General features: G+C 66.5%; 19 protein-coding genes and 3 tRNA genes. 8 read left to right on the top strand and 14 right to left on the bottom strand.

All coding sequences use genetic code 11. The features are described from left to right. The first annotated feature begins 97 nt into the window (after positions 1–97). Together ACYKG1_RS14650 and ACYKG1_RS14645 are read left to right on the top strand one after the other, a co-directional pair. Positions 98–739, top strand: a complete 642-nt coding sequence (locus tag ACYKG1_RS14650) for a LysE family translocator (protein ID WP_262082769.1) — start codon at positions 98–100, stop codon at positions 737–739. Positions 740–833: 94 nt separating this feature from the next. After that, the gene (locus tag ACYKG1_RS14645; protein WP_006380555.1) at positions 834–1,007 is read left to right on the top strand and encodes a DUF1328 domain-containing protein; all 174 of its coding nucleotides are present in this window, start codon (positions 834–836) and stop codon (positions 1,005–1,007) included. Positions 1,008–1,029: 22 nt separating this feature from the next. Here the strand turns inward: ACYKG1_RS14645 and ACYKG1_RS14640 are convergent, their stop codons facing one another. The 4 genes from ACYKG1_RS14640 to ACYKG1_RS14625 form a co-directional block, all read right to left on the bottom strand. After that, entirely contained in the window at positions 1,030–1,362 is a 333-nt protein-coding gene (locus ACYKG1_RS14640; protein WP_100473447.1) for an SMR family transporter, read from the bottom strand. 13 nt (positions 1,363–1,375) lie between these two features. Beyond that, complete coding sequence (locus ACYKG1_RS14635) at positions 1,376–1,945, bottom strand: TetR/AcrR family transcriptional regulator (RefSeq protein ID WP_478470814.1); 570 nt, start codon at positions 1,943–1,945, stop codon at positions 1,376–1,378. Between the two features lie 87 nt (positions 1,946–2,032). Continuing rightward, entirely contained in the window at positions 2,033–2,266 is a 234-nt protein-coding gene (locus ACYKG1_RS14630) for a DUF1653 domain-containing protein (protein ID WP_478470813.1), read from the bottom strand. A gap of 12 nt (positions 2,267–2,278) precedes the next feature. Beyond that, positions 2,279–2,563 (bottom strand): hypothetical protein, encoded by a 285-nt coding sequence (locus tag ACYKG1_RS14625; RefSeq protein ID WP_478470812.1) that lies wholly within the window; start codon positions 2,561–2,563, stop codon positions 2,279–2,281. A 403-nt stretch (positions 2,564–2,966) separates the two neighbouring features. On the opposite strand from ACYKG1_RS14625, the gene ACYKG1_RS14620 reads away from it, so the two are divergent. The 3 genes from ACYKG1_RS14620 to ACYKG1_RS14610 all read left to right on the top strand — a co-directional run bounded on the left by ACYKG1_RS14620 (position 2,967) and on the right by ACYKG1_RS14610 (position 4,228). After that, positions 2,967–3,173: a hypothetical protein gene (locus tag ACYKG1_RS14620; RefSeq protein ID WP_478470811.1), complete on the top strand. Its 207-nt coding sequence runs from the start codon at positions 2,967–2,969 to the stop codon at positions 3,171–3,173. 119 nt (positions 3,174–3,292) lie between these two features. After that, the gene (locus ACYKG1_RS14615) at positions 3,293–3,850 is read left to right on the top strand and encodes a DUF3011 domain-containing protein (RefSeq protein WP_100473435.1); all 558 of its coding nucleotides are present in this window, start codon (positions 3,293–3,295) and stop codon (positions 3,848–3,850) included. 174 nt (positions 3,851–4,024) lie between these two features. Next, positions 4,025–4,228: a hypothetical protein gene (locus tag ACYKG1_RS14610; protein ID WP_005417823.1), complete on the top strand. Its 204-nt coding sequence runs from the start codon at positions 4,025–4,027 to the stop codon at positions 4,226–4,228. A 126-nt stretch (positions 4,229–4,354) separates the two neighbouring features. On the opposite strand, the gene dxs is transcribed toward ACYKG1_RS14610, so the two are convergent. The 7 genes from dxs to ACYKG1_RS14575 form a co-directional block, all read right to left on the bottom strand. Further along, positions 4,355–6,262 (bottom strand): 1-deoxy-D-xylulose-5-phosphate synthase, encoded by a 1,908-nt coding sequence (gene dxs, locus ACYKG1_RS14605; RefSeq protein WP_100475224.1) that lies wholly within the window; start codon positions 6,260–6,262, stop codon positions 4,355–4,357. Positions 6,263–6,367: 105 nt separating this feature from the next. Beyond that, the gene (locus tag ACYKG1_RS14600; RefSeq protein ID WP_032956174.1) at positions 6,368–7,033 is read right to left on the bottom strand and encodes an HNH endonuclease; all 666 of its coding nucleotides are present in this window, start codon (positions 7,031–7,033) and stop codon (positions 6,368–6,370) included. Positions 7,034–7,544: 511 nt separating this feature from the next. After that, positions 7,545–9,335, bottom strand: a complete 1,791-nt coding sequence (locus ACYKG1_RS14595; protein WP_478470810.1) for an acyl-CoA dehydrogenase C-terminal domain-containing protein — start codon at positions 9,333–9,335, stop codon at positions 7,545–7,547. Positions 9,336–9,399: 64 nt separating this feature from the next. Further along, entirely contained in the window at positions 9,400–9,876 is a 477-nt protein-coding gene (locus tag ACYKG1_RS14590) for an LEA/WHy family protein (protein WP_100473432.1), read from the bottom strand. Between the two features lie 163 nt (positions 9,877–10,039). Next, positions 10,040–10,591 (bottom strand): lipocalin family protein, encoded by a 552-nt coding sequence (locus ACYKG1_RS14585; protein ID WP_262082763.1) that lies wholly within the window; start codon positions 10,589–10,591, stop codon positions 10,040–10,042. 160 nt (positions 10,592–10,751) lie between these two features. Beyond that, positions 10,752–10,827: transfer RNA gene (locus ACYKG1_RS14580), tRNA-Phe, on the bottom strand. 73 nt (positions 10,828–10,900) lie between these two features. Next, positions 10,901–10,976, bottom strand: a tRNA-Phe gene (locus ACYKG1_RS14575). A gap of 334 nt (positions 10,977–11,310) precedes the next feature. Between ACYKG1_RS14575 and ACYKG1_RS14570 the strand changes: the two genes are divergently transcribed. Next, a complete protein-coding gene (locus tag ACYKG1_RS14570) occupies positions 11,311–12,336 on the top strand; it encodes an NADP-dependent oxidoreductase (RefSeq protein WP_478470809.1) in 1,026 nt (341 codons plus the stop codon). A gap of 61 nt (positions 12,337–12,397) precedes the next feature. On the opposite strand, the gene ACYKG1_RS14565 is transcribed toward ACYKG1_RS14570, so the two are convergent. Continuing rightward, the gene (locus tag ACYKG1_RS14565) at positions 12,398–13,240 is read right to left on the bottom strand and encodes a bifunctional transcriptional activator/DNA repair enzyme AdaA (protein WP_478470808.1); all 843 of its coding nucleotides are present in this window, start codon (positions 13,238–13,240) and stop codon (positions 12,398–12,400) included. Between the two features lie 132 nt (positions 13,241–13,372). Between ACYKG1_RS14565 and ACYKG1_RS14560 the strand changes: the two genes are divergently transcribed. Then, complete coding sequence (locus tag ACYKG1_RS14560) at positions 13,373–14,134, top strand: SDR family oxidoreductase (protein WP_478470807.1); 762 nt, start codon at positions 13,373–13,375, stop codon at positions 14,132–14,134. Positions 14,135–14,140: 6 nt separating this feature from the next. Here ACYKG1_RS14560 and ACYKG1_RS14555 read toward each other — a convergent pair whose 3' ends face one another. Then, complete coding sequence (locus ACYKG1_RS14555) at positions 14,141–14,626, bottom strand: hypothetical protein (protein WP_478470806.1); 486 nt, start codon at positions 14,624–14,626, stop codon at positions 14,141–14,143. A 163-nt stretch (positions 14,627–14,789) separates the two neighbouring features. Here ACYKG1_RS14555 and ACYKG1_RS14550 point away from each other — a divergent pair, with 163 nt between their 5' ends. Next, on the top strand, positions 14,790–14,960 hold the full coding sequence (locus ACYKG1_RS14550) for a hypothetical protein (protein WP_262082760.1): 171 nt from the start codon (positions 14,790–14,792) through the stop codon (positions 14,958–14,960). Positions 14,961–15,022: 62 nt separating this feature from the next. On the opposite strand, the gene ACYKG1_RS14545 is transcribed toward ACYKG1_RS14550, so the two are convergent. Next, a tRNA-Ala gene (locus ACYKG1_RS14545) sits at positions 15,023–15,098 on the bottom strand. Positions 15,099–15,259 lie beyond the last annotated feature (161 nt).

Here is a 15,259-nt window from a genome sequence, read left to right as displayed (position 1 = left end):
CCTGCCACTGTAACCACCACATCCATGCTGCGCTGTATGTGCCGCACCAGCCAGGCCGCCACTATGCTGGTGCGGTCTTCTGAAGTGGATGTCCGATATGGCCCTGCATACCTGGTGGTGGTTCCTCGCCACGGTGTTCGTTCTGTGTGGCACGCCGGGGCCGAACATGCTGCATATCCTTGGCCGCAGCGTCGGGCTCGGATTCCGCGGCAGCGTGCCGGCGATGGCTGGCTGCCTGTTGGCGATGCTGCTGGTGCTGGCGGCTTCCGCAGCCGGCCTGAGTGCGCTGCTGCATTCCTCGCCGATGCTGTTCGAGGTGCTGCGCTATCTGGGCGTGGCCTATCTGGCCTGGTTGGGCCTGAAGGCATGGCGTGACAGCACCCGGCCGGCGCCGCCGGTGGTGGTGGACGCAGCTCTGCCAATCGCGCCGGTGCTCGGCGCAGGAACAGTGTTCCGTGGCGGTCTCCTGGTGGGCTTGAGCAATCCCAAGCTGCTGCTGTTCGCGGCGGCGTTCCTGCCGCAGTTCGTGGACCCCTCGCGTGGCCAGGCATTGCAGTACAGCGTGCTGGTGGTCACCTTCGCTGGCTGCGAACTGTTCTGGTACGTGATGTATGCCGCCGGAGGCCATGGCCTGCGCCGTTGGCTGGCCAAGCCGTTTGCGCGACGCTGGTTCGAACGGCTGGTGGGGAGCGTGTTCCTGGCGTTCGCGGTTGCCCTGCTGCGTTTCCGTCCGCGCTGATTCACGCCGCGCACGCGGCCTGTTCACGACTGCCGCATCGGCCACGGCCTAGCCTGACCATCCAGTACGCAGTCCCTGCGGGGAAAGGTTTGACATGATCAAGTGGGCCATCATCTTCGCCATCATCGGCGTCATTGCAGGCGTGCTCGGCTTCGGCGGCATTGCCGGTGCCGCCGTCGGCATCGCCAAGTTCCTGTTCTGGGCCGGCATCATCATCGCCGTGGTGCTGTTCCTGCTCGGCATGACCGTAGCGAAGAAGGTCAGCTAGCGCTGATCGCGCAGCGGCGTAGTCAGTGTGCGCTGCTGCGCGAGAACAGGTTGATCACCAGCACGCCGGCGCAGATCAGGCCGATGCCGATCAACGCCGGTGCATCCAGGCGCTGTTTGAACACGATCAGCCCGATCAGCGAGATCAGCACGATGCCGACGCCGGACCAGATGGCATAGGCGATGCCGGTCGGCACCGACTTCATGGTGACCGACAGCAGGTAGAAGCACAGCCCATAGCCGACCAGCGCGCCCAGCGTCGGCGCCAGCCGGGTCATGCCGTCGGACGCCTTCAGCAGGGACGTCGCAATCACTTCCAGCACGATGGCGGCGGCAAGGTAGAGGTAGGGATTCATTGCGGGCTCCAGCTCACTGCGGGTCGCACAGTTTCAGGGCCTGTTCGGCCATGGCCAGTGCATTGAGGCGTTCTTCTTCATCCAACGGACGACCGTAGGCGGTTGCCCAATAGCCGTCGGCCACGCAGCGCGCCGCATACAGGCGGGGATCGGAGGCCTCATCCGGGAATTCGGCCAGCATGCGTCGCAGCCATGCACCCCATTGGGCAAGCAGGGCAGGTTCGAGCATGTTGCCCAGGGTCAGGCCGATGTCGTTGACCCGCTCCTGCTGCAGCAGGTGATCGAAGTTGGCGCGCACGTAGGCGCGGCTGAAGCAGGCGTAGCGCTCGCTGCCTTCCATCAGGCTGCGCACCTGCGCTTCGAAGTCGCCGATGAGCGTGGCGATGGCTTCGTCGACCAGCACCTGCTTGCTGCTGAAATGGTGGAACAACGCGCCTTTGCTGACCCCGGCCGCGCGCGCGACATCCTGTACGGTCAGTGCCGCCAGTCCATGCTGGCCGATCACTGTGATGGTGGCCTGCAGCAATGACTGGCGCACGCTGTCGGGCGCCTTGCGGCGCGAACGGGAAGGGGATGCGGACATGGGCGGGAAGAAACCGACTGGACGGTACGATTGTAGCGCAGGCCTGCCGCCGCGCCGTGGCTGCCGACCCGGGCCGGCAGCATGGATTCAACCGTCGATGCGTGCGAAGCGGGGCTGTGGGCAGTGCTCGCCGGGCACCTGTTCGATGAACATCGGATAGGGGCGCACCCACAGGCCGCCTTCGCCATACAGGGCGCGGTACAGCACGAGCGGTTCCAGTGTCTCGCTGCTGCGGACGATGTCGATTACTTCGTACTCGCCGCCCTTGAAGTGGCGATACCGGCCACGGGCGAGGTCGGGCAGGGGACTCAGTTCAGCCACGACGGAGCGTGCTCACTTGCGCGCCGGGCTGGCCGGCTTGGCGCAGTACGCATCGATTGCCTCGGCGGTGTTGGCCAGGCCCTGTGCCTGCGCCAGTTCCCACGGGCGTTCGCAGCGCTGGCTGTGCTCGCACCACTGGTAGCCGGCCGAACCAATGCAGCCATGCGCATCGCGATCACCCCCCACCACGGGCGTGGCCGTCGACGTCGCGTTGGCATCGGCACGTGCGGTCGCCGCCTTGTCCGGGCTGGCACAGGCGGACAGCACCAGGGCGGGAATCAGAAGTAGCGCTTTCATCGGGCGGGCTCCGTGCCTAAAGCGACAGTTTGTGTCGCAAATACCCTAGCGGCAAGCGCTCAATGCACGGCGGCGCGGACCAGTTCTTCGATCAGGATCAGATAGCTGGCCACGAAATAGAACTTCAGCAACGTCCAGCGCTGCTGTGAGAAGAAGGTGCGCATGTGGAAGGGGCCCCTGTTGATGACGGTAGTGTGAAGCCAGCCTGACTCCGTGACAAGGATCACGGAATGAACGGGCTAAACGGACTCAGGGATGTGAGGGAGCGGACACCCGACCCGGCGGCGCGGCATTTTCGTACAAATCTGATGGGCCAACCCGGAGGCGGTCGCTAGCCTGATGGTGTACCGGCAAGCGGCCCGTCTGCCTGCCATTGCACCCTTCCATCCGCAGGAGCCTCCTGATGATCATCACCGTCCAATGCAACGCCCAGCGCTGGTGCGTGCTGCATCCGCAGGCGAGCGACGCCGCCGGCTATGCCCGCGGTGCCGACGCCTTTGACGCCGCCGCCGCGCTCGCCCTGGAGCATCACCGCCGCACTGGCCAGCGCAGCACGGTGCGGGTCGAGGCGCTTGGCAACACGGTAGACGCGCTCCACGTCGGAGAGTGACGCTGCAGTCAGCCACGGTTGCGTTGTTTGAATGGCGAAAAACTGCCGTTGCGCCCCCCTCTGTGCGCCGGGCCGTGAATCCCGGATGCTTGCGCCATCGTATTCATCTGGAGATCTCGATGGGCAAGGCACTCACCTGGCGCACCCTGGCCTGCACCCTGTTGCCGATGCTGGCGGCCGCCGGTGGCGCTCAGGCGCAGAGCTATGGCTACGGCTATGACGACGACCGCTATGGTGGCCGCGATGGCAATGGCATCGTGCGCTGCGAGTCGATCAAGAACCGCAGCAATGAGTGCCGCCTGGACGGACGCGCGCGGTTGATCCGCCAGCTGTCCGGTTCGCCCTGTGTGGAGGGCGAAACCTGGGGCCAGTCGCGCAATGGCGTCTGGGTCACGCAGGGGTGCCGTGCCGAATTCGTGGGTGAGTACCGCCGCGGTGGCGGCTGGGGCGGCAATGGCGGCGGCTGGGGGAATGGCAATGGGTGGGGCGGCGGCGATGTCGTCACCTGCCATTCCAATGGTCATCGCCAGGAGTACTGCGATGCCCGTATCCGCCGAGGTGTACGCCTGATCCGCCAGGACTCGCGCAGCGCCTGCATCGAAGGCCAGAGCTGGGGCTGGAATCGCCGTGGCATCTGGGTCAGTGATGGCTGCCGGGCGCAGTTCCAGGTGAACTGAGCTTTTCGGGTTCAGCCCGTGAAAATCAGAATAATCTGATACAGCTCACATTTTGAACGCCGTATTGTCTGCGAACAGGGTGCCTTGCGTGCCCTGACTCCCGGCGATGTCGCGTGCCCCAGTCGGCATGGGCATCGCACCGTCATCGATACGCTGCCTCAAGGAGTGAGCTGCATGTTGATCCGCCTGCAATGCGAACAGCGCCAGTGGCGCGTGCTGCATCCGGACAGGCCGGAGCCGATCGAGTTCCGCGATGGCGCCCGTGCCTATGACTTCGCCGAGACCCTGGCCCGCCTGCACTTTGTCGACACCGGTCAGCGTGCGGCCGTGCGCGTGGAAGCCAGCGGCGCATTCGTCGAAGCGGTCAGTTACGGCTGAGCGCGGGTGCCTGCCGAGGCACGCCGCCAGGATTCCGCCATCCACGCATGGCGGGGATCTACCCGCTTTCGCCGTCGAAGGTGCGGTCCCGCACCTTCCCCCTCATTTGTGGGTCTCTGATCGGTCTCAGCCCGCTGCACTCAGCGGCGGGGTACCTGCCGCCAGCTGCGGCCAGCGCTTGAGTACAGCGGCGCGGATGCCTGCCGCGTCGATGCCGGCTTCGGCCAGCAGGTCCTCGCGGCTGGCGTGGTGCTGGTAGCTGTCGGGCAGGCCCAGGTGCAGGATCGGGCGCAGCACGCCTTCGGCATTGAGCAGTTCACCGACGCCGGAACCGGCACCACCGGCCACCACGTTGTCTTCGATCGTCACCAGGCCCTCGTGCTGGTCGGCCATGGCCAGCACCAGCTCGCGGTCCAGTGGCTTGATGAAGCGCATGTTGACCACGCTCAGGCCCAGTTCGCGGCCGACCTGCTCAGCAGCGGCCACGGTGCTGCCAAAGGCGAGCAGGGCGATGCGGCTGCCCTGCAGGCGCAACTCGCCCTTGCCGATCGGCAGGGTCGACAGATCGGTACCGGCCGCAACGCCGGTGCCGGTGCCACGCGGATAGCGCACGGCGGCGGGGCCCGGATGCTGCAGGCCCGTGCTGAGCATCTGCCGGCACTCGGCTTCATTGGACGGCGCCATCACCACAAGGTTCGGCACGCAGCGCAGGAAGCTCAGGTCGAGGTTGCCGGCGTGGGTTGCGCCGTCCGGGCCGACCACGCCGGCGCGATCGATCGCAAACAGCACGTCCAGGTCCTGGATCGCCACGTCATGCACCAGCTGGTCGTATGCGCGCTGCAGGAAGGTGGAATAGATCGCCACCACTGGCTTGCCGCCCTGGGTGGCCATGCCGGCGGCGAGGGTGACCGCGTGCTGCTCGGCGATCGCCACGTCGAAATAACGCTGCGGGTACTCCTTGCTGAAGCGCACCAGGCCGGAGCCTTCGCGCATCGCCGGGGTGATGCCGTACAGGCGCGGCTCGGCGGCGGCGGCATCGCACAGCCAGTCGCTGAATACGTCGGTATAGGTCGGCTTCTTGGCCCCGGCCTTGGCCACCAGGCCCTTGTCCGGATCGAACGGGCCCACCGCGTGGTAACCGATCTGGTCGCCTTCGGCCGGCTCGTAGCCCTTGCCCTTGGTGGTCATGACGTGCAGCAGCTTCGGGCCCTTGGAGGCGCGCAGCGTCTTCAGCGTGGACAGCAGGGCAGGCATGTCGTGGCCGTCGATCGGGCCGGTGTAGTGGAAGCCCATTTCCTCGAACATCGTGGAGGGCACGAACATGCCCTTCCAGTGCTCTTCCCAGCGCTTCACGAAGCGCGCCGGGTTGTTCTTCTTGTCACCCAGGATCTTCTTGCCGCCTTCGCGCAGTGCGTTGAGCGTGCGGCTGCCGGTGGCGCGTCCCAGCATCTTGGTCAGGCCACCCACCGCCTCGGAGATCGACATGTTGTTGTCGTTGAGGATCACCAGCAGGTTCGGTTCCGGCTCCATGCCGCCGGCATGCATCAGCGCTTCGAACGCCATGCCGGCGGTCATCGCGCCGTCGCCGATCACCGCCACGACCTTGCGGTCGTCGCCTTCGGACTGGCGGGCGATGGCCATGCCGAGTGCGGCCGAAATCGAGGTCGAGGAGTGGCCGACGCCGAACGTGTCGTACTCGCTTTCCTCGCGCTTCGGGAAGGGCGCGACGCCGTCCTTCTGCTTGACGGTGTGGATCTCGTCGCGGCGACCGGTGAGGATCTTGTGCGGGTAGGTCTGATGACCGACGTCCCAGACCAGCTGGTCGATCGGCGTCTGGTACAGGTAGTGCAGGGCCACGGTGAGTTCGATCACGCCCAGGCCGGCGGCAAAGTGTCCGCCGCTCTTGCCCACCGATTCAATGAGGTAGGCGCGCAGTTCGTCGGCAACCGCCCTCAATTCGGATTCGTCGAACGTGCGCAGGTCATCCGGCGTCTGGATGCGCGCGAGGCGGGGATAGCGGGCAGAGTCGATCATCATGTTCGCACTTTTTCTGAACGCCCATTTTCGCCCTCAAACGGGGGTGGGGCAAGCAAACGCCGCCGTCCGTGACAGGACGGTGAGGGTTGCATTTCCGGGCGTTCAGGTGCTCAGTTTCGACCGCTTGGGCAATTGCGCCTTCAGGAAGGCCATCTGGTCGGCCAGGATGTTGCGGTTGGACAGGATCAGGTGCTCGATCCAGCTGGGCCGGTAGGGCACCGCCAGCAGGGGCATGCCGGCCTGCTGCGGGGTGCGGTCGCTCTTGCGCGAGTTGCAGTGGAAGCAGGCGGTGACCACGTTTTCCCAGCAGTCCAGGCCGCCCTTGGACAGCGGCATGACATGGTCGCGGGTGAGCGTGGGGCGGCTGAACTGCTGGCCGCAGTACATGCACAGATGGGCGTCGCGGGCGAACAGGGCCTGGTTGGTCAGGTTCGGCGTCGGGTCGATCGCGCGGGAGCGGGCATGGCCGCGAGCGGCGATGATGGGGTGCAGGTCCATGCCGCTCTGCAGGCCGCTGAAGCGGTTGGTGCCGCCATGGATGTGCAGGCAGGGATCGCCCAGCGTCCAGGCCACGGCTTCACGGGCGTAGAGGCAGGCCGCATCCTGCCAGGTGATCCAGTCCAGTACGCGTCCGTGGGCATCAAGCGAGAGCAGCCGGACCGAACCGGGGCGATGCAGCGTCGTGGCGTTGGGCGATGCTTCGGCGCCCGGAGCAGAAAACGGAGCTCCGGCTTCGATCAGACCCAAGCGTGTAGTGTCTGTCTCCATCGGGAGAACAGCTTATACCTGAATGTTGACGATTTGTGTATCGCCTGTCGGCGACACGCAAATCGTCAACATTCAGGTCCGCGCATTCGGCATCCCAGCCCGCAGTAGGCGGGTTGGGATGCCCGCGCATTTCTCCTATCCCCTGCGCCGTCGGCGCGCCCCCCTTAACAAAGGGGGGCTTTTCTCCAGATGGATTTCGGTGGTTTTCATCCACGCATGGCGTGGATCCACTGGCCACCGGAGATCTGTCGAAGGCGGGGTGGGTCCGGTTGCGGGGGCGTGAGCCGCGTGGGCTCGAGGCATGCCTCGGGCGGGTTGGGCAGGGCGCCCAACCCCGGCCCTGCCGTGTGCGCAGGACAGCGCACACGAGCAAGCGGCGATCGAGGCTACAAGGACGTACTTGCGCCGTCCCCCGCAATCGGACCCGCCCTGCCATCCCGCAGGAAGCCAGCTGTTGCTGTTGCTTTAGCTCCAGCCTTGGCTTCTGCGGGGGGCCGGGCGGCAGCCCGGCTCAGGCGCCGAAGCGCTCGTCGTCCATGGCCATCAGCGGGGCGGCGCCGGCATGGATCGCGGCGGCGTGGCTGAGCGTGCGCGGCAGTACGCGGGCGAAGTAGAACCGTGCGGTCTCGCGCTTGCCCTGGGCGAAGGCGGCGCCGTGCGCGCTGGCATCGGCGGCGGCGACGCTGCGGGCCCACCAGTAGGCCAGCACCACGTAACCCGAATAGAACAGGTAGTCGTAGCTGGCTGCGCCCAGTTCGTCAGGGTTGGCGGCCGCGCGCTGCAGCACGTCCAGGGTCAGCTTGCCCCATTCGGCGGCCTTGGCGCGCAGCGGGCCGATGAATTCGGCGAGCGCTTCGTTGCCCTCGTGTTCCTTGGCGAAGGCCTCGATCTCGGCCAGCATCAGCTTCAGGCCGGCGCCCTGGCTCGACGCGGTCTTGCGGCCGATCAGGTCCAGCGCCTGGATGCCGGTGGTGCCTTCATACAGCGTGGTGATGCGGGCATCGCGGGCCAACTGTTCCATGCCGTGTTCGCGGATGTAGCCGTGGCCGCCGAAGCACTGCAGGGCGTTGTAGGTGTTCTCGATGCCCCATTCGGTCTGGCAGGCCTTTGAGATCGGGGTCAGGAAGCTCACCAGGGTGTCGGCGCGCTCGCGCTCGGCGGCATCCTCGGCATGGTGGGCGACGTCGATCAGGGTGGCGGCGTGCAGGGCCAGCAGGCGGCTGCCTTCGACCAGCGACTTCACCGTCAGCAGCATGCGGCGCACGTCCGGATGGACCAGGATCGGGTCGGCCGGCTTGTCCGGGAACTTGGCGCCGCTCAGGGCGCGCGACTGCAGGCGCTCACGGCTGTACTTCAGCGCGTTCTGGTAAGCGCGCTCGGACAGGCCGATGCCCTGCAGGCCAACACCCAGGCGCGCGGTGTTCATCATGGTGAACATCGCCTGCAGGCCCTTGTGCGGCTGGCCGACGAGGTAGCCCTGCGCACCATCGAAGTTCATCACGCAGGTGACCGAACCCTTGATGCCCATCTTGCGCTCGATCGAGCCACAGCGCAGTGCGTTGCGCTCGCCAATGTTGCCGTCGCGGTCGACCTTGAACTTGGGGGTGACGAACAGCGAGATGCCCTTGGCGCCCGGAGGGGCGTCGGGCAGCTTGGCCAGCACCAGGTGCACGATGTTGCCGGTCAGATCATGCTCGCCGGCGGTGATGAAGATCTTGGTGCCGGTGATCGAGTAGCTGCCATCGGCATTCGGTTCGGCCTTGGTCTTGAGCAGGCCCAGGTCGGTGCCGCAGTGCGGTTCGGTCAGGCACATGGTGCCGGTCCAGCGGCCCTCGATCAGCGGCTTGAGGAAGGCCTCGTGCTGCCAGGCCTCGCCGTGCTGCTTCAGCGCTTCGATGGCGCCGTGCGAGAGCAGCGGGAAGTTGCCCCACGCCAGGTTGGCGGCGTTGATCATTTCGTTCAGCGGCACGCCCAGGGTGTGCGGCAGGCCCTGGCCACCCAGCTCCGGCGACGCAGTCAGGCCGGTCCAGCCGCCTTCGACGAACTGGTCGTAGGCCTGCTTGAAGCCGGGCGGAGTGGTCACTTCACCGGTGGCCTGGTCGAGCACGCAGCCGATCTCGTCGCCGACGCTGTTGAGCGGGGCCAGCACGCTGGCGCTGAAGCGGCCGGCTTCTTCCAGCACGGCATCGACCACATCGGCGGTGGCGTCGGTGAAGCCCAGGCGGGCGAACAGGGGTTCGACCTTGAGCACGTCGTGCAGGGCGAAACGGAGGTCGGAAAGCGGGGCGGTGTAGCTGCTCATCGGTACGTCTCGATTTGATCAGGGCAGGGGAGAGCGGCGCCGGGCGCCGCGACGAAAGGCGGGTTCAGCGCAGCACGCCGGGCAGGCCGGGAGCCTGGTTGAGGGTGCTGCGGCTGCTGATGTCGAAGCTGCGCTGTTTCTTTTCCTGCGGCGTGGCCGCCACCGTTCCCTTCAGGCCATAGGCCAGGGTGCGGTTGCTGGCCAGCGCGTCGGCCACCACCAGGCGCGCGGCCGAGCTGGGCACGAGGTCGACATTGATGACGTCGGCGGAGGTGCCGCCGATGGAGATGCCGGGCTTGGCCAGCAGGGTGCCGGCTTCGTTGTCGCCGACGGTCAGCGCCAGCGAGACGTCATCGAAGGTCATCGGCATCGAGCTGAAGTTCTGCAGGCGCAGGGCCACGGTCCAGTTGCCATCGGCACGCACGGTCAGCTGCTGCAGACTGGCCGCCGGTTCCGAAACACGCTTGACGATGCCGTTGTTGCAGGCAACAAGGGCGAGGGTGCACAGGACGATCAAGGCGGTACGGAAACGGTGGAGCATGGGCGCAAGTCCTCTGGAGGGGTGCGTTGGCGTAAGCATACTACGGCGTATGGTTTTATGGATCGCCTGTGGCGACCCGTCACAGAGGGTAGCGCGTGAAGATGGCGGCCGGGCGTGCGCAACGCTGGATCGGGCACGCGGGATGCGACCGATGCGGAGCGGTTCAGTCGGCGGGCGTATCGCGCAATGGTGCCATCAGCCGCAGCGGGCCGAGGTCGTAGCCCATGGCCTCGGCCTTTTCTTTCAATTGCTCGAACCGGGCGCGATCCATTTCCGGCAGCCGCGAGAGGATCCACAGGTACTTGCGGTCGGGCTCGCCAACCAGCGCCCACTGATAGTCCGGGTCCAGCGCCAGTACCCAGTAGTCGGCCCAGACCAGGGGGACCCAGCTCAGCCAATCGGGCACGAAGCGCACCTGCAGTTGCCCCGGGTGACCGGCCACCGGACGGGCGACCCCTTCGGCGACCACGCGTTCGCCCTCGCCATTGCGGCAGGCATTGGTGACACTGATGCGGCCGTCGCGGCGCAGCCCGTAGTTGGCGGTGATCTCGCCGACACACTGCTTCTGGAACGACACCGGCAGGTGCGCGATCTCATGCCATTGGCCGGCGTAGCGATCGATGTCCAGGTGGTCGACCGCGCGCACCGGCTCGGCGGCGATCACCGGCAGGGTGGCCAGCAGCAGGCAGGCGAGCAGGGCGGGGCGCAGATGCATCGGCAGACTCCAGGCAGGAGTCTGGAGCGTAGGTGCCGCCGCGCATGCCGGTGTAAATGTTTCGTCAACCGGGCGAAGACGGCCGGTGCGTTGCCCACCACTTGCCCCGAGCGCGGGGCATGGACAAAAAAAGACCTGCATCTCTGCAGGTCTCGAAAGATGGTGGCCGAAGACGGAATCGAACCGCCGACACGGGGATTTTCAATCCCCTGCTCTACCAACTGAGCTACTCGGCCAGATTGTGTGGCAACCGCAATCAATCGCGGCTCCCGGAAAAAAAGACCTGCATTTCTGCAGGTCCTCAAAACGTGGTGGCCGAGGACGGAATCGAACCGCCGACACGGGGATTTTCAATCCCCTGCTCTACCAACTGAGCTACTCGGCCACGTGTTTCGTTGCAGCGAGGTCGCTGCCAAGGACGCGCATATTACGGAGGTCAGCCGCCTACGGCAAGCATTTTGGCAAAAAACCTTCACATTGCCGTCTGCGTGCTCCCAAGTGCTTGATCCTCCGTTGTGGGGCAGGGCGTGGCCAATCGATCATCGTCTGCGGCGGAAATCAGCGGGTTGCCGCAAGCGCCAATGCTGCAAGGGCAAGGGCTGTGCCGGACCCGCGCGGGTCCGGGCAATGGAACGCTGTTTTCGTGGCCGCCATCGGGGATCGCTGCGGCGTAGTGTCGGCACTCCTTTCCTGATGCTGGCAACAGCAGAGATCTGGCCATGTCCGATTCCTCGACCACCACCCGCATCGTGCTCGCCTCGCGTCCGCAGGGGGCGCCGAGTGCGGCCAACTTCCGTCTGGAACAGGCTGCGTTGCCGGCACCGGCTGAAGGCGAGGTGCTGCTGCGCAACCGCTACCTGTCGCTGGACCCGTACATGCGGGGACGCATGGACGAGGGCCCCTCGTATGCCGCGCCGGTGGCGGTGGGGGCGGTGATGGAAGGCCAGACCGTGGCCGAAGTGTTGCGGTCCAACGCCGAAGGCGTGGCGATGGGAGACCTGCTGCTGGCGCCGGGCGGTTGGCAGACTCACGCGGTGCTGCCGGCCAAGTCACTGGGGCGCCGTCTGGATCCGGCCGGACTGCCGCTGAGCACGGCATTGGGGGTGTATGGCATGCCGGGTTTCACCGCTTATTCGAGCCTGCATGAAATCGCCCGTTTGAAGCCGGGTGAGACGCTGGTAGTGGCCGCCGCCACCGGGCCGGTCGGCGCGACGGTGGCGCAGCTGGCCAAACTGCAGGGCGCGCGCGTGGTCGCCATCGCCGGTGGTGAGACCAAGCGTGCCTATCTGCAGACGCTGGGGGTGGACGTGGCGCTGGATCATCGCGCGGCTGATTTTGCCGCGCAGCTGCGCGCAGCGGTGCCTGCGGGCATCGATGTGTACTTCGAGAATGTCGGTGGCCATGTGCTGGATGCGGTGCTGCCGCTGCTCAACGACTTCGCCCGGATTCCAGTGTGCGGCACCATCGCCACCTACAACGAGCGGGGCGTCGAGCAGCCCGGTCCGGACCGGTTGCCCGCACTGTTCAGCCAGATCCTGCGCCAGCGCCTGACCGTGCGCGGTTTCATCGTGCACGATTTCAACTACCTGTGGCCGGACTTCGAACGCGAGATGGCGCAGTGGCTGCGCGACGGCCGCATCCAGTACCGCGAGGATGTGGTTGAAGGGCTGGAGAAGGCGCCGGAGGCGTTCTTCGGGCTGTTGCAGGGGCGCAACTTCGGCAAGCTGGTGGTGAAGCTGGATTGAGCGTTCGCCGGGCAGGGCCCGATGCTGCGGTAGGGCGTGCTGACCAAGGTCGGCACCCACTTCAGGCAGTCGAGGCCTTTTCCCGGCGCAACAGTTCGCGCTTGCGCGCCACGCCCCAGGCGTAACCGGACAGGTCGCCGTCGCGGCGCACCACGCGGTGGCAGGGCACTGCCACCGCCAGCGGGTTGCTTGCGCATGCGCGTGCGACCGCGCGGCTCGATCGCGGCGCGCCGATACGCGCGGCGATATCTGCATAGGAGGCAGTCTGCCCGCGCGGGATCTGCTGCAGCGCCTGCCATACCCGCTGCTGGAACGCGGTGCCGCGGATGTCCAGCGGCAACGTGGTGCCCCGCGTGGGATCCTCGACCAGGCCCACGACCTGGGCTACCAGTTGTTCATAGCCGCTGTCGGCGCCGACCAGTACGGCCTGGCGGAAGCGTTGCTGCAGTGACTGCAGCAGCGTCTCGGGATCATCGCCGAGCAGGATGGCGACCACGCCGGTACCGCTGCTGGCCACCAGCACGCTGCCCAACGAGCATTCGGCGATGGCGAAGTGGATGACCTCGCCGCGGCCGCCGGCGCGCCACTGCTTCGGCGTCATGCCCAGCAGCCGTGGCGCGTTCTCGTAGAAGCGCCCGCTCGAACCGAAGCCGGCATCGTGGAAGGCATCGGTGATGCGCTCCTGGTGTTCCAGGCCGGTGCGCAGGCGGTCGGCGCGAAGCGCGGCGGCGTACTGCTTGGGGGTCAGCCCGGTGGCCTGCTTGAACAGGCGATGCAGGCGCGTCGGGCTGCAGCCGGCGATGTCGGCCAGTTCCCGCAACGAGGGCTCGTCGAGGCTGGCCTGCAGATGGCGGCAGACCCGTTCGACACGGGCATCGAGGGCGGTGGTGACGGTGCTGTCCATGGGCGGATTCTGGCACGTGCCGGTGCTGCGAAAACTCCGTTTCCTGCACTCATCCGTGAGGCCCGGAAACGGAGTGTTGACGGGCCGAAGGCGCGGCATCGTGGCGGCCACTCCACAACCGGTACCACCCTCATGCGCCTGAACAACAAGATCGCCCTCATCACCGGTGCCAGCGCTGGCATTGGCCGCGCCAGCGCGCTGCGGTTCGCCGCCGAAGGGGCGAAACTGGTGCTCAACGCGCGGCGACTGCAACCGCTGCAGGCACTGGCCGAGCAGATCCGCGCCGCCGGTGGCGAAGCCGTGGTGCATGCCGCCGACGTGGCCGACCCGAGCACGGCGCAGGCGCTGGTCGATCTGGCCCAGCAGTCCTTCGGCGGCCTGGATATTGCCCTCAACAATGCCGGCATGCTCGGTCCTGGTGTACCGGCAGCGGAGTTCCCGGTGGAGGCCTGGCGCGAGGTGATGGCCACCAATCTGGATGCCGCCTTCCATGCCGCACGCGCCCAGTTGCCGGCATTGCTGGCACGCGGCGGTGGCTCGCTGGTGTTCGTCGGCACCTTCGTCGGCTATACCGTGGGCTTCCCGGGCATGGCGGCCTATGCGTCGAGCAAGGCCGGGCTGATCGGCCTGAGCCAGGTGATCGCTGCCGAGTACGGGGCGCGCGGCGTGCGCAGCAACGTGCTGTTGCCCGGGGGCACCGATACCGAGATGGGCCGGCAGGCCGCGCCCAGCGGGGATGCGCGTGACTTCGTGCGCTCGCTGCACGCGCTCAAGCGCCTCGCCGAGCCGGAAGAGATTGCCAATGCGGCGTTGTTCCTGGCCGGCGATGAAAGCAGTTTCGTTACCGGCAGCGCGATGCGTGTTGAAGGCGGGGTGTCGATCACGCGGACCTGAGCGCGGTCAGCGGCGTGGCGAGTAGCGGATGCCGCTGCTGGCCATGAAGCCCTTCGGATCGAAACGGGCCCAGGCTTCGCCCCAGTCGAACCGGGCGTCGCCGCCGCTCAGCTTGCGACCCAGCGCCGCACCCAGCGTGCGGCGCATGAAGGCGACTTCGGCATCGATCGCGGCTTGGGTCGGCCATCCGTCTTCCAGCGCTGCACCCGGCAGGTCGACGCCCATCGCCACCATGTCGAGCTGTTGCCCGTGGAAGCACAGGCTGATGCCAGCGGGCGCGCCGCCCAAGCTGAGCCGATGCAGGCTGAGCCAGACGTAGCCGGTGCCGACATCGTGCTCGCCATGCATCAGCGTGGCGAAGGCGATGCGCGCCTCATCCAGCGAGAGGGTGGGGCAGATCACGCTTGGCAGATTGCCGAGCTGGATGCTGCCGTCGGTCGGATTGAAGTTCATCGGCACGGCGTGCGCCGCGCGCTGGGCTGGAGAGGGCATGGATGCACCCGGAATTCGTGTCGCATCGGATTCTGGGCGGGTGTGGACCGCCGCAGCAAGCCGGTTTGTACACACATTGTTGCCGCGGGACTGACCTGTGGATTACCCGCCAGCCTCTAGCGTGGAGCCCAGCGTTGGCCTGCCGCCAGCGAGGGAAATTTCAATGAACGAGCGAGATAAGGATCAGGACCCGAAGCAGGGCATCCAGGAAAGCCGCCAGGACAGGAAGCAGGACGACGTGGCCAAGCAGCGGCCGGGCCAGCGCGATCAACAGGTGCGTGATGCGCATTCGCGCAGCCCGCAGCGCAAGGAGGGTGACGAGGATCCCGCTTGAGTCGTGGGTGCTGCAAAGAAAAAACCCGCAGATCGCGGAGATCTACGGATTCTTCTGAATAGTGGTGGAGCCAAGGAGGATCGAACTCCTGACCTCGTCATTGCGAACGACGCGCTCTCCCAGCTGAGCTATGGCCCCACGGCAGGGGTTCAGTGTAGCCAAGCAGCTGCTCCTTGCCAAGCCGATCCAGGCGTTCGTGCCGGAAGACGTCGCGCGCAAGTGCACAACTGTGCCGAAACCGCTTGTTTCACCGGGCGGGGGCGCCACGCAACGAAATCGTAACAATTTGGGGGATAATG

It is taken from the genome of Stenotrophomonas sp. 85239_Sma (assembly GCF_056481725.1).
Note: the sequence above shows the minus strand (reverse complement) of the source record. Positions and strands in the feature narration are given on the sequence as shown.

Excerpts from the sequence above, each read along its gene's own strand:
- ACYKG1_RS14645 (WP_006380555.1), top strand. The coding sequence starts at position 834 with ATGATCAAGTGGGCCATCATCTTCGCCATCATCGGCGTCATTGCAGGC.
- ACYKG1_RS14550 (WP_262082760.1), top strand. The coding sequence starts at position 14,790 with ATGAACGAGCGAGATAAGGATCAGGACCCGAAGCAGGGCATCCAGGAA.
- ACYKG1_RS14595 (WP_478470810.1), bottom strand. The coding sequence starts at position 9,335 with ATGAGCAGCTACACCGCCCCGCTTTCCGACCTCCGTTTCGCCCTGCAC.
- ACYKG1_RS14560 (WP_478470807.1), top strand. The coding sequence starts at position 13,373 with ATGCGCCTGAACAACAAGATCGCCCTCATCACCGGTGCCAGCGCTGGC.
- ACYKG1_RS14625 (WP_478470812.1), bottom strand. The coding sequence starts at position 2,563 with ATGAAAGCGCTACTTCTGATTCCCGCCCTGGTGCTGTCCGCCTGTGCC.
- ACYKG1_RS14600 (WP_032956174.1), bottom strand. The coding sequence starts at position 7,033 with ATGGAGACAGACACTACACGCTTGGGTCTGATCGAAGCCGGAGCTCCG.
- ACYKG1_RS14590 (WP_100473432.1), bottom strand. The coding sequence starts at position 9,876 with ATGCTCCACCGTTTCCGTACCGCCTTGATCGTCCTGTGCACCCTCGCC.
- ACYKG1_RS14615 (WP_100473435.1), top strand. The coding sequence starts at position 3,293 with ATGGGCAAGGCACTCACCTGGCGCACCCTGGCCTGCACCCTGTTGCCG.
- ACYKG1_RS14610 (WP_005417823.1), top strand. The coding sequence starts at position 4,025 with ATGTTGATCCGCCTGCAATGCGAACAGCGCCAGTGGCGCGTGCTGCAT.
- ACYKG1_RS14565 (WP_478470808.1), bottom strand. The coding sequence starts at position 13,240 with ATGGACAGCACCGTCACCACCGCCCTCGATGCCCGTGTCGAACGGGTC.
- ACYKG1_RS14570 (WP_478470809.1), top strand. The coding sequence starts at position 11,311 with ATGTCCGATTCCTCGACCACCACCCGCATCGTGCTCGCCTCGCGTCCG.
- ACYKG1_RS14620 (WP_478470811.1), top strand. The coding sequence starts at position 2,967 with ATGATCATCACCGTCCAATGCAACGCCCAGCGCTGGTGCGTGCTGCAT.
- ACYKG1_RS14585 (WP_262082763.1), bottom strand. The coding sequence starts at position 10,591 with ATGCATCTGCGCCCCGCCCTGCTCGCCTGCCTGCTGCTGGCCACCCTG.
- ACYKG1_RS14650 (WP_262082769.1), top strand. The coding sequence starts at position 98 with ATGGCCCTGCATACCTGGTGGTGGTTCCTCGCCACGGTGTTCGTTCTG.
- dxs (WP_100475224.1), bottom strand. The coding sequence starts at position 6,262 with ATGATCGACTCTGCCCGCTATCCCCGCCTCGCGCGCATCCAGACGCCG.
- ACYKG1_RS14635 (WP_478470814.1), bottom strand. The coding sequence starts at position 1,945 with ATGTCCGCATCCCCTTCCCGTTCGCGCCGCAAGGCGCCCGACAGCGTG.
- ACYKG1_RS14555 (WP_478470806.1), bottom strand. The coding sequence starts at position 14,626 with ATGCCCTCTCCAGCCCAGCGCGCGGCGCACGCCGTGCCGATGAACTTC.
- ACYKG1_RS14640 (WP_100473447.1), bottom strand. The coding sequence starts at position 1,362 with ATGAATCCCTACCTCTACCTTGCCGCCGCCATCGTGCTGGAAGTGATT.